The sequence below is a fragment of the Paraburkholderia largidicola genome, from assembly GCF_013426895.1.
In the GTDB taxonomy this organism is placed as follows: Bacteria; Pseudomonadota; Gammaproteobacteria; order Burkholderiales; family Burkholderiaceae; genus Paraburkholderia; species Paraburkholderia largidicola.
Map to the genome: position 1 here is coordinate 2531950 of NZ_AP023174.1, position 19141 is coordinate 2551090.

18 protein-coding genes and 1 tRNA gene are annotated in these 19141 nt (G+C 61.7%); all 19 read right to left on the bottom strand.

The window, feature by feature from the left end; all coding sequences use genetic code 11:
* Window positions 1-6: 6 nt before the first annotated feature.
* Window positions 7-2073, bottom strand: coding sequence for an NADH-quinone oxidoreductase subunit L (gene nuoL / locus PPGU16_RS11250; RefSeq protein WP_180720059.1), 2067 nt, complete (start codon window positions 2071-2073; stop codon window positions 7-9).
* Between the two features lie 18 nt (window positions 2074-2091).
* A complete protein-coding gene (nuoK, locus tag PPGU16_RS11255) occupies window positions 2092-2397 on the bottom strand; it encodes an NADH-quinone oxidoreductase subunit NuoK (protein ID WP_007588140.1) in 306 nt (101 codons plus the stop codon).
* An 18-nt stretch (window positions 2398-2415) separates the two neighbouring features.
* On the bottom strand, window positions 2416-3084 hold the full coding sequence (locus PPGU16_RS11260; protein WP_180720060.1) for an NADH-quinone oxidoreductase subunit J: 669 nt from the start codon (window positions 3082-3084) through the stop codon (window positions 2416-2418).
* Between the two features lie 156 nt (window positions 3085-3240).
* Entirely contained in the window at window positions 3241-3729 is a 489-nt protein-coding gene (gene nuoI / locus PPGU16_RS11265; RefSeq protein ID WP_007588142.1) for an NADH-quinone oxidoreductase subunit NuoI, read from the bottom strand.
* Window positions 3730-3743: 14 nt separating this feature from the next.
* Window positions 3744-4808 carry an NADH-quinone oxidoreductase subunit NuoH gene (gene nuoH / locus PPGU16_RS11270; protein WP_180720061.1) on the bottom strand — a complete coding sequence of 355 codons (1065 nt, stop codon included), beginning with the start codon at window positions 4806-4808 and terminating at the stop codon, window positions 3744-3746.
* Window positions 4809-7142 carry an NADH-quinone oxidoreductase subunit NuoG gene (gene nuoG / locus PPGU16_RS11275; protein WP_180720062.1) on the bottom strand — a complete coding sequence of 778 codons (2334 nt, stop codon included), beginning with the start codon at window positions 7140-7142 and terminating at the stop codon, window positions 4809-4811.
* 121 nt (window positions 7143-7263) lie between these two features.
* Window positions 7264-8592 carry an NADH-quinone oxidoreductase subunit NuoF gene (nuoF, locus tag PPGU16_RS11280; protein ID WP_180720063.1) on the bottom strand — a complete coding sequence of 443 codons (1329 nt, stop codon included), beginning with the start codon at window positions 8590-8592 and terminating at the stop codon, window positions 7264-7266.
* Window positions 8589-9074, bottom strand: a complete 486-nt coding sequence (nuoE, locus tag PPGU16_RS11285; RefSeq protein WP_036003823.1) for an NADH-quinone oxidoreductase subunit NuoE — start codon at window positions 9072-9074, stop codon at window positions 8589-8591. The genes nuoF and nuoE overlap by 4 nt, the downstream gene beginning before the upstream one ends.
* Before the next feature lie 160 nt (window positions 9075-9234).
* The gene (locus tag PPGU16_RS11290; RefSeq protein ID WP_180720064.1) at window positions 9235-10488 is read right to left on the bottom strand and encodes an NADH-quinone oxidoreductase subunit D; all 1254 of its coding nucleotides are present in this window, start codon (window positions 10486-10488) and stop codon (window positions 9235-9237) included.
* A 9-nt stretch (window positions 10489-10497) separates the two neighbouring features.
* Window positions 10498-11100 carry an NADH-quinone oxidoreductase subunit C gene (locus tag PPGU16_RS11295; protein WP_180720065.1) on the bottom strand — a complete coding sequence of 201 codons (603 nt, stop codon included), beginning with the start codon at window positions 11098-11100 and terminating at the stop codon, window positions 10498-10500.
* Between the two features lie 21 nt (window positions 11101-11121).
* Window positions 11122-11601 (bottom strand): NuoB/complex I 20 kDa subunit family protein, encoded by a 480-nt coding sequence (locus PPGU16_RS11300; protein ID WP_006052903.1) that lies wholly within the window; start codon window positions 11599-11601, stop codon window positions 11122-11124.
* A gap of 62 nt (window positions 11602-11663) precedes the next feature.
* Complete coding sequence (locus PPGU16_RS11305) at window positions 11664-12023, bottom strand: NADH-quinone oxidoreductase subunit A (RefSeq protein WP_007588164.1); 360 nt, start codon at window positions 12021-12023, stop codon at window positions 11664-11666.
* Window positions 12024-12194: 171 nt separating this feature from the next.
* Window positions 12195-12279 (bottom strand) — tRNA-Leu (locus PPGU16_RS11310).
* 112 nt (window positions 12280-12391) lie between these two features.
* Window positions 12392-12781 (bottom strand): preprotein translocase subunit SecG, encoded by a 390-nt coding sequence (gene secG, locus PPGU16_RS11315; protein WP_180720066.1) that lies wholly within the window; start codon window positions 12779-12781, stop codon window positions 12392-12394.
* Between the two features lie 87 nt (window positions 12782-12868).
* Window positions 12869-13648 (bottom strand): triose-phosphate isomerase, encoded by a 780-nt coding sequence (gene tpiA, locus PPGU16_RS11320; RefSeq protein WP_180720067.1) that lies wholly within the window; start codon window positions 13646-13648, stop codon window positions 12869-12871.
* A gap of 155 nt (window positions 13649-13803) precedes the next feature.
* Complete coding sequence (locus PPGU16_RS11325; RefSeq protein WP_180720068.1) at window positions 13804-14820, bottom strand: NAD(P)H-quinone oxidoreductase; 1017 nt, start codon at window positions 14818-14820, stop codon at window positions 13804-13806.
* Window positions 14821-14946: 126 nt separating this feature from the next.
* Entirely contained in the window at window positions 14947-17085 is a 2139-nt protein-coding gene (pnp, locus tag PPGU16_RS11330) for a polyribonucleotide nucleotidyltransferase (RefSeq protein ID WP_180720069.1), read from the bottom strand.
* Window positions 17086-17401: 316 nt separating this feature from the next.
* Window positions 17402-17674: a 30S ribosomal protein S15 gene (gene rpsO, locus PPGU16_RS11335; RefSeq protein WP_036003805.1), complete on the bottom strand. Its 273-nt coding sequence runs from the start codon at window positions 17672-17674 to the stop codon at window positions 17402-17404.
* 170 nt (window positions 17675-17844) lie between these two features.
* Entirely contained in the window at window positions 17845-19128 is a 1284-nt protein-coding gene (locus PPGU16_RS11340; protein WP_180720070.1) for a branched-chain amino acid ABC transporter substrate-binding protein, read from the bottom strand.
* Window positions 19129-19141 lie beyond the last annotated feature (13 nt).

Below are 19141 nucleotides of genomic sequence, written 5' to 3' on the forward strand. Positions count from 1 at the left end.
TGTTTTTTATTTGCCGCCGAGCGTTACAAACAGGGTCAGGAGCCCCAGCATGCCGATGATCATGGCGAATGCGTAGTGGTAGATGTAACCCGATTGCAGGAAACGGATCACGCTCGCAAACCAGCCGATGAAGCGCGCGCTGCCGTTGACAATGCCGTCAATGACCACGATGTCGCCTTCCTTCCACAGTCCGCGGCCGATGGCCACTGCGCCGCGTGCGAACACGACTTCGTTGATCTTGTCCATGTAGTACTTGTTATCCAGCAGCGTGTAGATCGGACCGAAACCACGCTTGATGACAGCGGGGAGATCCGGACGCTTCAGGTACAGGAACCACGAGACCACTACGCCAGCCAGCGCCAGCCACACGGGCAGGCCTGACGCAGCGTGCAGGCCCATCGAGGCCCAGCCCTGGAATTCTTCCGCCATTTCGTGCAGCGCCGGATGGTTTTCGCCGATGAAGATCACCTTCTCGAACGCCACGCCATGCTGGAAGAAATCGCCATAGAGCATCGGGCCGATTGCGATGGCGCCGATCACGATAGACGGAATGGCGAGCAGCACCAGCGGCAACCAGACGACCCACGGCGTTTCGTGCGGCTCGTGAGCGTGATGGTCGTCGTGACCGTGGCCGTGGTCGTCGTGATGACCGTGGCCGTGCGCTGCTGCTTCCGCGCCCATCGGCGAATCAGGATGCTTCGGACCGCGGAAGCGCTCTTCGCCGTGGAACACGAGGAAGTACATGCGGAACGAGTACAGCGCCGTGACGAACACGCTCGCGACGACCGCGAAGTACGCGAAGCCCGAACCCGGCAGATGCGACAGCTTCACTGCGTCGATGATCGAGTCTTTCGAGTAGAAGCCCGAGAAGAACGGTGTGCCGATCAGTGCCAGCGAGCCGATCAGCGACGTGATCCACGTGATCGGCATGTACTTGCGCAGGCCGCCCATGTTGCGCATGTCCTGATCGTGGTGCATGCCGATGATCACCGAGCCCGCGCCGAGGAACAGCAGCGCCTTGAAGAACGCGTGCGTCATCAGGTGGAACACGGCGACCGGGTACGCCGACACGCCGAGCGCGACCGTCATATAGCCGAGCTGCGACAGCGTGGAGTAAGCGACGACACGCTTGATGTCGTTTTGCACGATGCCGAGGAAGCCCATGAACAGCGCCGTGATCGCACCGATCACCGTGATGAACGACAGCGCCGAGTCCGACAGTTCGAACAGCGGCGACATGCGCGTCACCATGAAGATGCCGGCCGTCACCATGGTTGCCGCGTGAATCAGCGCGGAGATCGGCGTCGGGCCTTCCATCGAGTCGGGCAGCCACACGTGCAGCGGGAACTGCGCGGACTTACCCATCGCACCGATGAAGAGGCAAATACATGCGACCGTCAGCAGACCCCATTCGGTGCCCGGGAAGCTCAGCGAAGCCAGTTCGTGGCTCTTCGCGAACACGTCGCCGTAGTTCATTGAGCCGCCGTACGCGAGGATCAGGCCGATGCCGAGAATGAAGCCGAAGTCGCCCACGCGGTTGACGATGAACGCCTTCATGTTTGCGTAGATCGCGCTTTCACGCTTGAAGTAGAAGCCGATCAGCAGGTACGACACGAGACCCACCGCTTCCCAGCCGAAGAACAGCTGCAGGAAGTTGTTGCTCATCACGAGCATCAGCATCGAGAACGTGAACAGCGAGATGTACGAGAAGAAGCGCTCGTAGCCCGTTTCCTCGTCGGCCATGTAGCCGATCGTGTAGACGTGCACCATCAGCGACACGAAGGTCACCACGCACATCATCATCGCCGTGAGCGTGTCGACGAGGAAGCCGACTTCGAACTTCACCTTGCCGACCGTCATCCATTCGTACACGGTCGCGTTGAAGCTCGCGCCGTGGAGCACATCGAGAAACACGATGCACGAGAGCACGAACGAGATGGCGACGCCGAGAATCGTGACCGAGTGCGCACCGGCACGTCCCACCGTCTTGCCGAAGAGCCCCGCAATCAGCGAGCCGGCCAGCGGTGCGAGCGCGACCGCCAGCAACAGGTTTTCATTGAGTGTCGTTGACATAACAGCCTGTGCCTGAAGTTAACCTTTGAGCTGATCGAGATCCTCGACATTGATCGTGTCGAGGCTACGGAACAGGGTCACCAGAATTGCAAGACCGATCGCCGCTTCCGCTGCCGCAACCGTCAGCACGAAGAAAACGAAGATCTGGCCATGCACATCGCCGAGATAATGCGAGAACGCGACGAAGTTCGTGTTGACCGCCAGCAGCATCAGTTCGATTGCCATCAAAATGATGATGACGTTGCGACGGTTCAGGAAAATGCCAACGATGCTGATCGCGAACAGGATCGCGCCGAGCACGAGGTAATGGGCAAGGGACAACATATTTTTCTCCTTCTGAGCTCAGCTGTTCTTGCCGGCGCCAGCGTCGCCAGCAACGATTTCAGGTTCAGCCGGACTTTCCTTTTCCGCTGCCATCTTGACCACGCGCACGCGGTCCTGGGCTCGCACCTTCACCTGATCCGACACGCGCTGGCGCTTGCTGTCCTTGCCGTGACGCGTGGTCAGCGCAATCGCCGCGATGATCGCGACCAGCAGCACGAGGCCCGCTACTTCGAACGCGAAGATGTAGTCGGTGTAAATGATCTTGCCGATCAGGCGCGTGTTCGACCAGTCGGCGGCGCCTGCAACAGCGGCCGTCGTGTCGCGCACGGGCTGAACCGTCGCGCCGTAGCCGTGCCAGAGAATGAGCGCCGTCTCGATCACGATGATCGCGCCCACCACGGTCGCCATCGGCACGAAGCGCTTGAAGTCGCGGCGCAGCACGTCGAGATTGATGTCCAGCATCATCACGACGAACAGGAACAGCACCATCACCGCGCCGACGTACACCAGCACCAGCAGGATCGCGAGGAACTCGGCCTGCAGCAGCATCCAGATCGCGGCCGCGTTGAAGAACGCGAGCACGAGGAACAACGCGGACGACACCGGGTTGCGCGAAGTGATCACCTTCAGCCCTGACACCGTCAGGAGTAGCGCGAAGATGTAGAACAGTACGGTCGTGAAGTCCATGATTACCGATTCATCGTTAGGCCATCGTCAGGCTTGGTGCTTTGGCGCGCGTCGTCTTCTGCTTGTGTTGCGTGACGCGGCGCCAGAGCGGTCTGGCAGCGTCGCGCGGTCTTGTGCCTGCCGGACCGCGCGCCGTCGAACTGCTGTTTCACCCTATCAACGATAGGGTGCGTCGGCTGCCTTGTTTGCAGCGATTTCCGTTTCGTAACGGTCGCCGACTGCCAGCAACATGTCCTTCGTGAAGTACAGATCGCCGCGCTTTTCGCCGTGATACTCGAGGATGTGCGTTTCGACGATCGAATCAACCGGGCAGCTCTCTTCGCAGAAACCACAGAAGATGCACTTGGTCAGGTCGATGTCGTAGCGCGTCGTGCGGCGCGTGTTGTCCGCGCGCGTTTCCGATTCGATCGTGATCGCAAGCGCCGGGCACACTGCTTCGCACAGCTTGCAGGCGATACAGCGCTCTTCGCCGTTTTCGTAGCGGCGCAGCGCGTGCAGGCCACGGAAACGCGGCGAGATCGGGGTCTTCTCTTCAGGGAACTGCACGGTGATCTTGCGCTGGAACGTGTAGCGTCCCGTCAGCGCGAGGCCCTTGAGCAGCTCGGTCAGAAAGAAGGTCTTGAAGAAGTTTTGGATTGCGGTCATGGTTCGTCCGCCCTTTAGTGCCAGATATTCAACGGCGACATGATCCAGAAGCCGACCACCACGACCCAGATCACGGTGACAGGCAGGAACACCTTCCAGCCCAGACGCATGATCTGGTCATAGCGGTAACGCGGGAACGTCGCGCGCACCCAGATGAATACCGACAGCAGGAAGAAGACTTTCAGGACCAGCCAGAAAATGCCGGGGATGAACGACAGGAATTCGAACGGTGCGCTCCAGCCGCCCAGGAACATGACCGAGGCCAACGCCGAGATCACGATCATGTTGATGTACTCGGCAAGGAAGAACAGCGCGAACGCCATACCCGAGTAATCGATCATGTGGCCGGCAACGATTTCCGACTCGCCTTCCACCACGTCGAACGGGTGGCGGTTCGTTTCCGCGATGCCCGACACGAAGTACACGACGAAAGCCGGCAGCAGCGGCAGCCAGTTCCACGACAGGAAGGTCACGCCGTGGCTGGCGAAAATGCCGCGCATCTGCGAACCGACGATCTCCGACAGGTTCAGCGAGCCCGCCGTCATCAGCACCACGACGAGCGCGAAGCCCATCGAGATTTCATACGACACCATCTGTGCCGCCGCGCGCATCGCGCCGAGGAAGGCGTACTTCGAGTTCGACGCCCAGCCCGCCAGAATCACACCGTACACGCCGATCGACGAAATGGCGATGGCGTACAGCAGGCCAGCGTTGATGTCGCCGAGCACGGCACCCGCCTGGAACGGAATCACCGCCCATACGGCGAACGCGGGGACCACCACCATCACCGGGGCGATCATGTAGATCCAGCGGCTGGCCTGGGTCGGCTGAATGACTTCCTTCAGCAACAGCTTCAGCACGTCGGCGATCGGCTGCAGAAGACCTGCGGGGCCGACGCGGTTCGGCCCGAGACGCACGTGCATCCAGCCGATCAGCTTACGTTCCCAGAGGATCAGGTAAGCCACGCACAGCAGGATCGCGACGGCCACCACCAGAATGCGCACGAGTGCCCACACGGTGGGCCATGCCACGCCGAGAATCTGGGTGCCGCCCGCGTTGATCGATTCGAACAAGGTCATTTACGCCTTCTCCACCACCAGTTCACCGAACAGGCTGCCCAGCGCTGCACCGGCAGGCGTAGCCGCCGACACGCGGACGACCGTCTCCGCAAGATTCGCATCACGCACGGCCGGGATCTGCACCGAGCGATCGCCCTGACGAACGCGCACCGCGTCGCCTTCCTTCAAACCCAGCTTGTCGAACAGCGCGGCGGGCAGACCCACCGAGTTGGCGGCGCGCGCGGCTGCCGTCAGATGCAGCGATTGCGCGCGGCGCACGAGCTGATCGGCGTGGTAGATCGGCACGTCGGCGATACGCTCGAACGTGCCTTCTGCGGCCTTCGCGCCATTGCTGCGCGCGACGCTTGCCGACGTCCTGTTCGACAGACGCGGCGTGAGATCGCCGTCGCCGAGTGCTGCAGTGCGCACCTGCTCCGCTGTATCGTAGTCGAAGCCCGACGCGCCGAGCAGATTGCCCAGCACGCGCAGCACCTTCCATGCGGGACGCGCATCGCCGAGCGGACGCACGACGCCGTTGAACATCTGCACCGTGCCTTCCGCGTTCACGAACGTGCCGGCCGTTTCCGTGTACGGCGCGATCGGCAGCAGAACGTCTGCGTATTCGGCGCCCGTCTGGAATGGCGACATCACGACGACCATTTCCGCCTGGTTCAGCGCGGCAAGCGCCTGCGCCGGGTTGGCCGTATCGAATTCCGGTTCGAGGTTCAGCAGCACATACCCCTTGCGCGGCTGCTCGAAGACTTCGCGCGCGTTCAGGCCGCCCTCGCCCGGCAAAGCGCCGACGAGATGTGCACCGACCGTGTTCGCCGCTTCCGTCAGGAAGCCGAGCGTCGCGCCCGTTGCTTCGGCGATCCATTGCGCTGCTGCGTGGATACGCGCGAACTCCGGATGCTGGACCGCGCCGTTACCGAGCAGCACGACGCGCGTTTCGCCGGCGCCGAGTTCCTTGGCCGTTTGCTTCGCGGCATCCGTTGCCGCCGCGCCTGCGAAGGCTTCCGGCAGCGCCACGCCCTTCGCTTCCGACACGGCAGCAGCGATGCCCGCCAGTTCGTTCAGCCACGCCGACGGCGCAGCAGCGATGCGCGCGGCTTGCGGGATCAACGCGTCGTCGCGCGTCGCCTGCAGCAGCGTGATCTTTGCGCCGCCCTTCGCTGCCTGGCGCAGACGCGCGGCAAACAGCGGATGGTCGCGGCGCAGCGACGAGCCGATCACGAGCGCGCTGTCGAGCATCGACAGGTTCGCGATCGACGTACCGAGCCACGGCGTGCCGTTTGCGGCGGCCGTGAAGTCCGTCTGACGCAGACGGAAATCGACGTTCGGCGTGCCGACGGCTTGCGCAAGCTGCTTGAGCAGGAACAGTTCTTCCACCGTGCTATGCGCGCTGCCGAGTGCAGCGATCGCATTTGCGCCGTGATCGGCCGAGATGCCCTTCAGACCCTTGACGACATATTCCAGCGCCGTCTGCCAGTCGGTTTCGATCCACTGGCCGTTCTGCTTGAGCATCGGACGCGTCAGACGTTCCGGGCTGTTCAGGCCTTCGTACGAGAAGCGGTCCTTGTCCGAAATCCAGCACTCGTTGATGGCTTCGTTTTCGAACGGCAGCACGCGCATCACGCGGTTGTTCTTGACCTGCACCACGAGGTTCGCGCCGACGGAATCGTGCGGGCTCACCGACTTGCGGCGCGACAGTTCCCACGTCCGGGCGCTGTAGCGGAACGGCTTGCTGGTCAGCGCGCCGACCGGGCACAGGTCGATCATGTTGCCCGACAGTTCGGAGTCGACCGTCTTGCCGACGAACGACGTGATTTCCGAGTGCTCGCCGCGGCCCAGCATGCCGAGTTCCATCACGCCGGCGACTTCTTCGCCAAAGCGGACGCAACGCGTGCAGTGAATGCAGCGCGACATTTCTTCCATCGAGATCAGCGGGCCGACGTTCTTGTGGAACACGACGCGCTTCTCTTCGCTATAACGCGACGACGACTTGCCGTAACCGACGGCCAGATCCTGCAGCTGACATTCGCCGCCCTGGTCGCAAATCGGGCAATCGAGCGGGTGATTGATCAGCAGGAATTCCATCACGGATTGCTGACCCTTCACCGCCTTTTCCGACTTCGTGCGCACGATCATGCCCGCCGACACCGGCGTTGCGCATGCAGGCACGGCCTTCGGCATCTTCTCGACATCGACGAGACACATCCGGCAGTTGGCCGCAATCGACAGCTTCTTGTGATAGCAGAAGTGAGGAATGTAGGTATCGACCTTATGCGCAGCCTGAATGATCATGCTGCCTTCGGCCACCTCTACTTTCTTGCCGTCTATTTCAAGTTCAACCATGATGGTCAATCTTCCTTAACCTGTTACCGCTCAATCGTTCGCCCGCTCGCCGCTACACAGCGGCGGCGCCCGCGTTTGACTCTGGCTCTCGCTGGCCTTGCATCGGCCTCGCATTGACCTCTTAAGCGGCGACCGTTTCCGTGGCCGCCGCCGCGCCGGCATGACCGCCGACGACGCAACGCTTGTTGGCGACGTGATATTCGAACTCGTCCCAGTAGTGCTTGAGCATGCCCCGCACCGGCATCGCAGCCGCATCACCCAGCGCGCAGATCGTGCGGCCCATGATGTTCTCGGCGACCGAGTTCAGCAGATCCAGGTCTTCCTTGCGGCCCAGACCGTGCTCGATGCGATGCACGACGCGATACAGCCAACCCGTGCCTTCACGGCACGGCGTGCACTGACCGCACGACTCTTCGTAATAGAAGTACGACAGGCGCAGCAGCGAGCGCACCATGCAGCGCGTCTCGTCCATCACGATGACAGCGCCCGAACCCAGCATCGAACCTTGCTTCGCGATCGAGTCGTAGTCCATGTCGGTTTGCATCATCAGCTCGCCCGGAATGACCGGGGCCGACGAACCGCCAGGAATCACGGCCTTGATCTTCTTGCCGCCGCGCATGCCGCCCGCGAGATCGAGCAGCGTCGCGAACGGCGTGCCGAGCGGGACTTCGTAGTTGCCCGGACGCTCGACGTCGCCCGATACCGAGAAGATCTTCGTGCCGCCGTTGTTCGGCTTGCCCATCTCGAGGTAGTTCTGCGGGCCGACAGCCAGCAGGAACGGCACGGCTGCGAAAGTTTCCGTGTTGTTGATCGTGGTCGGCTTGCCGTACACGCCGAAGCTCGCCGGGAACGGCGGCTTGAAGCGCGGCTGGCCTTTCTTGCCTTCCAGCGATTCGAGCAGCGCAGTTTCTTCGCCGCAGATGTACGCGCCGTAACCGTGGTGCGCGTGCAGCTGGAACGAGAAGCCCGAGCCCATGATGTTGTCGCCGAGGAAGCCCGCTGCGCGTGCTTCTTCCAGCGCCTCTTCGAAGCGTCGATAGACCTCGAAGATTTCGCCGTGAATATAGTTGTAGCCGACCGAGATGTTCATCGCGTACGCGCCGATGATCATGCCTTCGATCAGCGAATGCGGATTCCAGCGCAGGATGTCGCGGTCCTTGAACGTGCCCGGCTCGCCTTCGTCCGAGTTACAGACGAGGTACTTCTGCCCCGGGAACTGGCGCGGCATGAAGCTCCACTTCAGGCCGGTCGGGAAGCCCGCACCGCCACGGCCACGCAGACCCGATGCCTTGACGTCGGCGATCACCTGCTCAGGCGGAATCTTCTCTTCAAGGATACGGCGCAGCTGCTTGTAGCCGCCGCGTTCGACGTAGTCCTGAAGATGCCAGTTGTCGCCGTTCAGACCGGCGAGAATCAGCGGCTTGATGTGACGATCATGTAGAGACGTCATTTCGAAAGTTCCTCGAGGAGCTGGTCGATCTTCTCGCGGCTCATGAAGCTGCACATACGGTGGTTGTTCACGAGCAGCACGGGCGCATCACCGCACGAACCCATGCATTCGCCCTCTTTCAGGGTGAACTTGCCGTCCGCAGTGGTTTCGCCGAAGTCGATGCCGAGCTTCTGCTTCAGATATTCGGCGGCGCTGTCCGAACCGCCATCGGGACCGAGCTGGCACGGCAGGTTCGTGCAGAGCGTGATCTTGTATTTGCCGACGGGCGACGTCTCATACATCGTGTAGAAGGTCGCAACCTCCTGCACGGCGACGGCCGGCATGCCGAGATAGTCCGCGACGAACTGCATGAGTTCGGGCGACAGCCAGCCAAGCTCTTCCTGACCGACCGCCAACGCCGACATCACGGCAGACTGTTTCTGATCGGCGGGATACTTCGCGATCGCGCGATCGATTTCTTTCAGGCCTTCAGCTGAGATCATTTTCAGACACGACTCTTTCAATTCCTACCGAACGAAAACCCGTCGCGCACTGCGTGTTGCGACAGACCCGGCGTTCCTTTGCTTGACGCGCGCTCCGCTTGTATTGCTTTATCGGCTGCGTGAGCGCGTGCCTTGATGAAAACCGCTTGCGACGACCGCGTTAGCGATCGACCTCACCGAACACGATGTCCTGTGTGCCGATGATCGTCACGGCGTCGGCGATCATGTGGCCGCGCGCCATTTCGTCGAGCGCGGACAAGTGGGCATAGCCCGGCGCGCGAATCTTGAGGCGATACGGCTTGTTCGCGCCGTCCGACACGAGATAGATGCCGAACTCGCCCTTCGGATGCTCGACGGCGGCATACGCTTCGCCTTCCGGCACGTGGAAGCCTTCCGTGAAGAGCTTGAAGTGGTGAATCAGCTCTTCCATGTTCGACTTCATGCCCACGCGCGACGGCGGCGCGATCTTGTGATTGTCGGTCATCACAGGACCAGGATTCTTACGCAACCATTCAATGCACTGTTTCGCAATGCGTGTGGATTGACGCATTTCTTCGACGCGCACCAGATAGCGGTCGTAGCAATCGCCATTCACGCCGACGGGAATGTCGAAATCCATCTGATCGTACACTTCGTACGGCTGCTTCTTGCGCAAGTCCCACTCGATACCCGAGCCACGCAGCATCGGACCCGTCATGCCCAGTTGCAGCGCGCGCTCCGGAGTCACAACGCCGATGCCGACCAGACGCTGCTTCCAGATGCGGTTGTCGGTGAGCAGCGTTTCGTACTCGTCGACGCACTTCGGGAAACGGTTGAAGAAGTCTTCGATGAAGTCGAGCAGCGAGCCCTGACGGGTCTCGTTCATCTTCGACAAAGCCTTCGCGTTGCGGATCTTCGACGCCTTGTATTGCGGCATCGCATCCGGCAGATCGCGATAGACGCCGCCCGGACGATAGTACGCCGCGTGCATCCGTGCACCGGACACCGCTTCATACACGTCCATCAGGTCTTCGCGTTCGCGGAAGGCGTAGAGGAAGACAGCCATCGCGCCGACGTCGAGCGCGTGCGCGCCGATCCACATCAGGTGGTTCAGCACGCGCGTGACTTCGTCGAACAGCACGCGAATGTATTTCGCGCGGATGGGCACATCGATGCCGAGCAGCTTTTCGATGGCCAGCACATAGCCGTGCTCGTTGACCATCATCGACACGTAGTCGAGACGGTCCATGTACGGCACGGACTGAATGAAAGTCTTGTTTTCCGCGAGCTTTTCAGTCGCGCGATGCAGGAGGCCGATGTGCGGATCGGCGCGCTGGATCACTTCGCCGTCGAGTTCGAGCACGAGGCGCAGCACACCGTGCGCTGCCGGGTGCTGCGGACCGAAGTTGAGCGTGTAGTTCTTGATCTCTGCCATGGCGTTCTCTTAGTGTTTCAGGCCGCCATAGCGATCCTCGCGGATCACGCGCGGCGTGATTTCCCGAGGCTCGATCGTCACCGGCTGATAGACGACGCGCTTCTCTTCCGGGTCGTAACGCATCTCGACATAACCGGAGACAGGGAAATCCTTGCGGAACGGGTGACCGATGAAACCGTAATCGGTCAGGATGCGGCGCAGGTCCGGGTGACCTTCGAAGACGATGCCGTACAGGTCGAACGCTTCGCGCTCGTACCAGTTAGCCGAACTCCAGATGTCGACGACCGATGCGACGATCGGCACTTCGTCGTCCGGCGCGAACACGCGCACGCGCAGGCGCCAGTTGTTCGACACGGACAGCAGATGCAGGACGGCGGCGAAACGCGGACCTTCGTAAGCGCCTTCACCGTAGGTTTGATAGTCGATACCGCAGAGGTCGATCAGCTGCTCGAAACGCAGCGTCGCATCGTCGCGCAGACGCTTCGTCACTTCGAGGTAATCGTCCGCCTTCACGACGATGGTCAGCTCACCGGTGGATTCGGTGATGCTCGTCAGGCGGCCGCCAAAGGCCGCCTCGAGGTTCGCTTTGAGAGTCTCGAGTTTGCTTGCCATATTGTGGGGAGGCTTGGGCTTTTATTGACGGGCGATGGTGTTGGTCCGGCGGATCTTCGCCTGCAGCTGGATCACGCCGTACACCAGCGCTTCAGCCGTGGGCGGACAGCCCGGCACATACACATCGACAGGCACGATACGGTCACAGCCACGCACCACCGAATACGAATAGTGATAGTAGCCGCCGCCGTTCGCGCACGAACCCATCGAGATCACCCAACGCGGCTCGGCCATCTGGTCGTACACCTTGCGCAGCGCAGGCGCCATCTTGTTGCACAGCGTGCCGGCGACGATCATCACGTCCGACTGACGCGGACTGGGACGAAACACCACGCCGAAACGGTCAAGGTCATAACGGGCCGCGCCCGCATGCATCATCTCGACCGCGCAACACGCGAGACCGAACGTCATCGGCCACAAGGAACCGGTACGCGTCCAGTTGATCAGCTTGTCAGCCGTGGTGGTGACAAACCCTTCCTTCAAGACCCCTTCGATACTCATTTGTTTTCCACTCCAGACAGGCGGCGAGCCATCGCCACCTACACATACCGGCGATTAACCCGTCATTCCCAGTCGAGACCACCTTTCTTCCAGATATAGGCGAAGCCCAACAGGAATTCGAGCAGAAAAATCATCATCGAGATGAAGCCCGGCCAGCCGATATCGCGCAAGGCCACGCCCCACGGGAACAGGAATGCCGTTTCAAGGTCGAAGATGATGAAGAGAATGGCGACCAGGTAGTAGCGCACATCGAACTTCATGCGCGCATCTTCGAATGCCTCGAAGCCGCACTCGTACGGTGCGTTCTTTTCGGTGTCCGGTCGATTCGGACCGAGGATCTTGCCAATACTGACCAGTGCTACGCCTAAACCGGTGCCCACGAGGAGAAACAACAAGACGGGGAAATAGGCTGCGAGGTTCAAAGTATCCTCAATCGGTTAGTTCTGAGTGACGTCAGGAGACGTTGACTACGCGGAACAACCCCTGACGCGAAACACTTCGGGATGCTTGATGTTGAAAGCCCACAGCAAACACCACCTCAGAAGTGAAAATGCCAGCCGAAGCTGAAGCAAGCGGCTGGCATTAGATAACATTGGTGCCGACGGCGAGACTCGAACTCGCACAGCTTTCGCCACTACCCCCTCAAGATAGCGTGTCTACCAATTTCACCACGTCGGCACTGTCTGCAATCCGGGAAAACAACTTGTAAAACCCGCGAATCGCTTCAAGACTTGAATTGTAACCCGGCCAAACAGTTTGTTCAACGCACAAACGTGTTTTTCCCGAAAATTTATTTCGGCACGTCCTGGCCTGGCGCAGAAGCTGCAGACGCAGCAATTGCAGCCGATGCATTAGCCGGTGCCGAAGCGCCAGGAGCAGCCGATGCAGCAACAGGTGCCGTTGCCGGCATGCTGCCCAGTACGCCCGCCGAAGGCTTCGAGTGATAAGCGCCGAGGTACGTCAGTGTCAACGTGGTGACGAAGAACACAGCTGCCAGTATCGCAGTGGTACGTGACAGAAAATTAGCAGAGCCTGTCGCGCCGAAGAGACTGCCCGATGCGCCACTACCAAAAGCAGCGCCCATGTCTGCACCCTTGCCGTGTTGCAGGAGCACGAGGCCGATGACGCCAAGCGCCGACAGCAACTGCACGACAATGATCAACGTTTTCAAATACAGCATCACACTCACCTGAGTCTTTATTTAACCGCACAGCACGACATGCTGCACGCAATGGGTCATCCTCGCCCGGGCACTCTACCTTGATGCTCAGCGCGCGGCCGTTGCCGCGACAGCTGCCGTGCAGATTGCCAGGAAATCCTTGTCCTTCAACGACGCACCACCGATCAGGCCACCATCGATATCCGGCTGGCTGAACAGGTCTTCCGCGTTCTCCGGCTTCACGCTGCCGCCATACAGCAGCGGCACGTCGGCGGCATCACCGCCCTTTGCGACGAGACGCGCGCGCAGAAACGCGTGAACGTCCTGTGCCTGCTGCGCCGTCGCGCTCTTGCCCGTGCCAATTGCCCACACAGGCTCATACGCGACCACGAGGCGAGCCGCCTCTTCCACCGACAGCTTCGCGAGCACCGCATCCAGCTGCTCGCCGACGATCTGCTCGGTCTTGCCACCCTCGCGCTCTTCAAGCGTTTCGCCGACACAGACGATCGGCGTCAAGCCTGCTTCGAGTGCGCGCTGCGTCTTCACGCCGACGACCTCGGGGCTTTCGCGATGATACGCACGACGCTCCGAATGCCCGACGATCGCGTACGACGCGCCAAACTCAGCAGCCATTTCTGCTGCGACCTCGCCGGTAAACGCGCCTTGCGTGTGCGCGGAGATATCCTGCACGCCCCACGCGACGCGACCGCTTTCGAGCAGCGTCTGCGCCTGCGCCAGATACGGGCACGGCACGCACACGCCGATGCGCACATCGTCCGGAAGATCTTCGGCGCCGCGCGATACCGCCTGCAGCAGCACGCGGTTGTCGGCCAGCCGGCCGTGCATCTTCCAGTTACCGACTACCAGTTTTGCTCGTTGTTTCGCCATCGTCTCGCTCGTTTTATCGTGGTACGGGTGATGAACGCGTCCGCTTCGTCGGCGCTCGGTACCCGCTCCGCATGCAAAAACCATGCAGAACGCGCAAAACACGCGATTTTACTGTGTGCTGACAGACTGGGTCAAACTCAATTAAACGACCGCTGTCAAGCACCCGCGCCCCAATTCAGCACGATCTTGCCGACGTGCGTGCTGCTCTCCATCAGCTCGTGCGCCTGCGCGGCCTCGGCGGCGGGGAACACCTTGAAGATCACCGGCTTGATCGTGCCGTCTTCGAGGTGCGGCCAGACACGCTCTTTCAGTTGCGCCGCGATCTTCGCCTTGAACTCGACAGGCCGCGGACGCAGCGTCGACCCCGTCACCGTGAGCCGTCGACGCAGAATGTCGTTCAGATTCACTTCCGCCTTCGCGCCGCCCAGCAGCGCGATGATGCAGAGACGGCCACCGTCGGCGAGCGCCTTCAGTTCGCGCGGCACGTAGCTGCCCGCCACCATGTCGAGGATCACGTCGACGCCGCGGTCGTTCGTCAGCGACTTGATCACCTCGACGAAATCTTCCGTCTTGTAGTTGATCGCGCGCTCCGCGCCGAGTTCTTCACAGGCGCGGCACTTCTCGTCGGTGCCGGCCGTCGCGAACACGCGAAAACCGAGCGCATGCGCAATCTGGATCGCCGTCACGCCGATGCCGCTCGAGCCGCCCTGCACGAGAAACGTTTCGTTCTCGCCGCCCTCGCCTTTGCCGAGCATCGCACGGTCAAAAACATTGCTCCAGACCGTGAAGAATGTCTCGGGCAACGCAGCGGCTTCGATATCGGAGAAGCCCTTCGGCACGGGCAAACATTGCAGCAGCGGCACGGTGGCGTATTCCGCATAGCCGCCGCCCGCCATCAGTGCGCACACGCGATCGCCGATCTTCAGGCCGAACGGATTGCGCTTCTCGTCGATGATTCCGCCGACGATTTCGCCCGCCACTTCCAGCCCCGGCAGATCGGACGCGCCCGGCGGCGGTGCATAGCCGCCTTTGCGCTGAAACACGTCCGGGCGATTCACGCCCGACGCGGACACCTTGATCAGCACTTCACCCGCTTTCGGTTCGGGCATCGGCCGCTCGGCGAGCTTCAAGACTTCCGGCGCACCGAATTCGGTGATTTCGATTGCGTTCATCGTCGTCTCTCCCAGGTCTGGATTGCGCTGCAAACCGGCCGTGCAAACCCGTTCGCACTGCAATCCACCCTACATGAAAAACGGCCGGCGCGCAGTTGCGCTACCGGCCGTTCCGCTTTCACCGCGTTACTGCTGCGGCGTCGGTTCCGTTTGTGCTGCTTCGTTCAAAAGCGCCTTCGCCGACAGACGCACACGACCCTTCTCGTCCGTCTGGATGACCTTGACCTTCACTTGCTGGCCTTCCTTCAGGTAGTCGTTGATGTCCTTGATACGCTCGTTGGCGATTTCGGAGATGTGCAGCAGACCATCCTTGCCCGGCAGCAGGTTGACGATCGCGCCGAAGTCCAGCAGCTTGAGAATCGTGCCTTCGTAGACCTGACCGACTTCGACTTCTGCCGTGATGTTCTCGATGCGCTTCTTCGCCTCAGCCATGCCTTCGCTGCTCGTGCTCGCGATCGTGACGACGCCGTCATCCGAAATGTCGATCGTCGTGCCCGTTTCTTCCGTCAGCGCACGGATCACCGAACCGCCCTTGCCGATCACGTCGCGGATCTTTTCCGGGTTGATCTTGATGGTGATCATGCGCGGCGCGTAGTCGGACAGTTCCGTGTTCGCACCCGAGACAGCCGAGGTCATCTTGCCGAGGATGTGCATGCGGCCTTCCTTCGCCTGCGCGAGCGCGACCTGCATGATTTCCTTCGTGATGCCCTGGATCTTGATGTCCATCTGCAGTGCCGTCACGCCAGCTTCCGTGCCCGCCACCTTGAAGTCCATGTCGCCGAGGTGATCTTCGTCGCCGAGGATGTCGGTCAGCACCGCGAACTTGTTGCCTTCGAGGATCAGGCCCATTGCGATACCCGCAACGTGCGCCTTCATCGGCACGCCGGCGTCCATCAGCGCGAGGCAGCCGCCGCACACCGAAGCCATCGACGACGAACCGTTCGATTCCGTGATTTCCGACACGACACGGATCGAGTAGCCGAACTCTTCGGCGCTCGGCAGGCACGCGACCAGCGCGCGCTTTGCCAGACGGCCGTGGCCGATTTCGCGGCGCTTCGGCGAGCCGACGCGGCCCGTTTCGCCCGTCGCGAACGGGGGCATGTTGTAGTGGAGCATGAAGCGATCGCGGTACTCGCCTTCGAGCGCGTCGATGATCTGCTCATCGCCCTTCGTGCCGAGCGTCGCGACGACGAGCGCCTGCGTTTCGCCACGCGTGAAGAGTGCCGAACCGTGGGTACGCGGCAGGACGCCCGTGCGGATTTCGATCGGACGAACGGTGCGCGTGTCGCGGCCGTCGATACGCGGCTCGCCGTTCAGGATCTGCGAACGGACGATCTTCGCTTCGATGTCGAACAGCACGTTGCCGACCGACGCCTTGTCGGCTGCTACCGTGCCCGCTGCCGCTGCTTCTTCTTCGAGCTTGGCTTGCGTGGCTGCGTAGACGGCCTTCAGCTTCGCCGAGCGAGCCTGCTTGTCGCGCGTCTGATAAGCCGACAGCAGTTCGTTGCCCGCGATTTCGTTGACACGCGAGATCAGCGCTTCGTTCTTTGGCGCGGCTTGCCAGTCCCACTCGGGCTTGCCGCCTTCACGGACCAGTTCGTGGATTGCGTCGATTGCCGTTTGCATCTGCTCGTGACCGAACACGACAGCGCCCAGCATCACGTCTTCCGGCAGTTGATCCGCTTCGGATTCGACCATCAGCACCGCGCGCTCCGTACCGGCGACGACGAGGTCCAGACGCGATTCCTTGACTTGCGAGCGGGTCGGGTTCAGCACGTACTCGTTGTTGATGTACGCAACGCGCGCAGCACCAACGGGGCCGTTGAACGGCAGGCCCGAGATGGCCAGCGCCGCCGATGCGCCGATCAGCGCGGGGATGTCAGCGGGCACTTCCGGGTTGATCGACATCACGTGGATGACGACCTGGACTTCGTTGTAGAAGCCTTCCGGGAACAGCGGACGCAGCGGACGGTCGATCAGGCGCGAAATCAGCGTTTCGCCTTCCGACGGACGGCCTTCGCGGCGGAAGAAGCCACCGGGAATCTTGCCTGCGGAGTAGGTTTTTTCGATGTAATCGACGGTCAGCGGGAAGAAGTCCTGACCCGGCTTTGCCGTCTTCGCGCCGACGACAGTGGCCAGCACGACGGTGTCTTCGACGTCGACCAGCACGGCACCGCTCGCCTGGCGGGCGATTTCACCCGTTTCCATGCGGACCGTATGCTGGCCCCACTTGAATTCTTTGACGACCTTGTTAAACAGAGACATTTGTCCTCCTTGATCTTTTGGTCATGCCGCGCCGAACCGCGCGCGGCACCGTCAGGACCGGACCTTTCGGGTAGAGGAGTGTTATGCCATTCCAGAGAATCACGTGGATCCATCCGTTTGCACGCGAACCGCTGGAATGACACAGCGCCCTACCCTGAAGCCCGGCTTTATTTCGTATTACCCGCGGCGCAACCGGCACGCCTGACGGGTGGTATCAACGGCAAACCTCACACGAAGCGCACCGTTGAAAAACAAAATGCCTGTATCAGCGGAACTGACACAGGCATCTTGCTGACAGAAAGTCCGATGCGCCGGATTACTTACGCAGACCCAGCTTCTCGATCAGAGCGCGGTAACGGTCAGCGTCCTTGCCCTTCAGGTAGTCGAGCAGCTTGCGACGGCGGCTCACCATGCGCAGCAGACCGCGGCGGCTGTGGTGATCCTTCGTGTGGGCCTTGAAGTGAACCGTCAGTTCGTTGATGCGCGTGGTCAGCAGAGCGACCTGAACTTCGGGGGAGCCGGTGTCGTTAGCAGCGCGTGCGAATTGCGCGACGACGTCGGATTTCTTGGTGGTTTCAGCTACGGACATGTTGATTTCCTTTGAATCGACAAGCGGTCACGGAAGAAAGGCCGTGCCGTGGGTTACAACAAAACGAGTCGCGTATTGTAGCACAGCCCGTTCATCCGGCGAACCCTGCCGTTTCGGGCCGTGCTTCCAGCCGGCCCTGAATCCGCCCACGGCCGGACTGTCGCCGCCGGTCAGGGGCGTTTCATCCGGCAAGTGGTCGGCGGGACGGTGCGCTCGGGCGGCAGCGCCAACACCGTTCTGAAGCCGAAGCCTGAGCCTTCGTTGTCGAAATGGACGCCCGGCGTGCCCGCCTTGTCCATCTCCATCACGTAAAGGGGCTGGATCAGCTGGTGGTCGTCGGCGCGCATCCACGACGCATGGAAACCATTGTCGTACTTCATCCCTTCCAGCGCCTTCGCGACCTTCTCCGGCTGCGCGCTGCCCGCGCGGTTCATCGCCGCCGCCAGCATCTCGATCATCAGCGGCATGCGCAGCACCGGGTAATCGTCCTGCGCAGCCGGAAACCGCTGCCGGAACGACGCATACCAGGCGTCCGACGCCGCGCCGCCCGCATTCGGATGCCAGTCGGCCACGGCGATCACGCGCTTCACGCCCGCGTCGCCGAGCGCGGCGGGCGCCCCCAGACTGTTGCCGTAGAACGTGTAGAACTTCGTATCGAGGCCCTGCTCCCGCGCCGCCTTGACGAGCAGCGTCAGATCGTTGCCCCAGTTGCCCGTGATCACGGCGTCCGCGCCGCTCGCGCGAATCTTCGCGATGTACGGCGCGAAATCCTTCACGCGTCCGATCGGATGGAACTCGTCGCCGACCACCGCGACATCCGGCCGCTTCGACGCGAGCGCTGCGCGCGCCAGCGTGCTCACGTCATGCCCGAAGCTGTAGTCCTGATTCAACAGATAGACCTTCTTCACCGACTTGTCGCGCTGGATGACGTCGGCGAGCGCGTCCATCCGCATGCCCGCGTGCGCGTCGAAGCGGAAATGCCAGAAGCTGCAGTTCGCGTTGGTGAGCGCGGGGTCGTCGGCGGAATAGTTGAGGAACAGTTCGCGGTTGTCCGGCTCGCGCGTGTTCTGCTTGTCGATCGCCGTCAACAAAGCGGCAGCCACGGCCGAACTGTTGCCTTGCGTGATGAAACCGATGTGTTCGTCGGCAGCGGCGCGCAGTTGTACGAGCGCCTCTTCCGCGCTGCCCTTGCTGTCGAGCACGACGAGTTCGAGCGGATGCGCGCCGTCCGCCAGCTTCACGCCGCCGCGCGCGTTGACCGTTTCAACGCCGAAGCGCAGGTTTCGCTCGACGGCCGCGCCCGCGTTCGCGAACGGGCCAGACATGCCCTCGATCATCGCGATACGGATCGGCGCCCCTGCCGGCGCGCCTTGCGCATGCACGTTGGCGGCAGGAACCGTCGCCGCCGCCAGCGTCATCGCCGTCACTACCGCCTTTGCCCACTTTGCTTTCATCAGCGTCTCATCT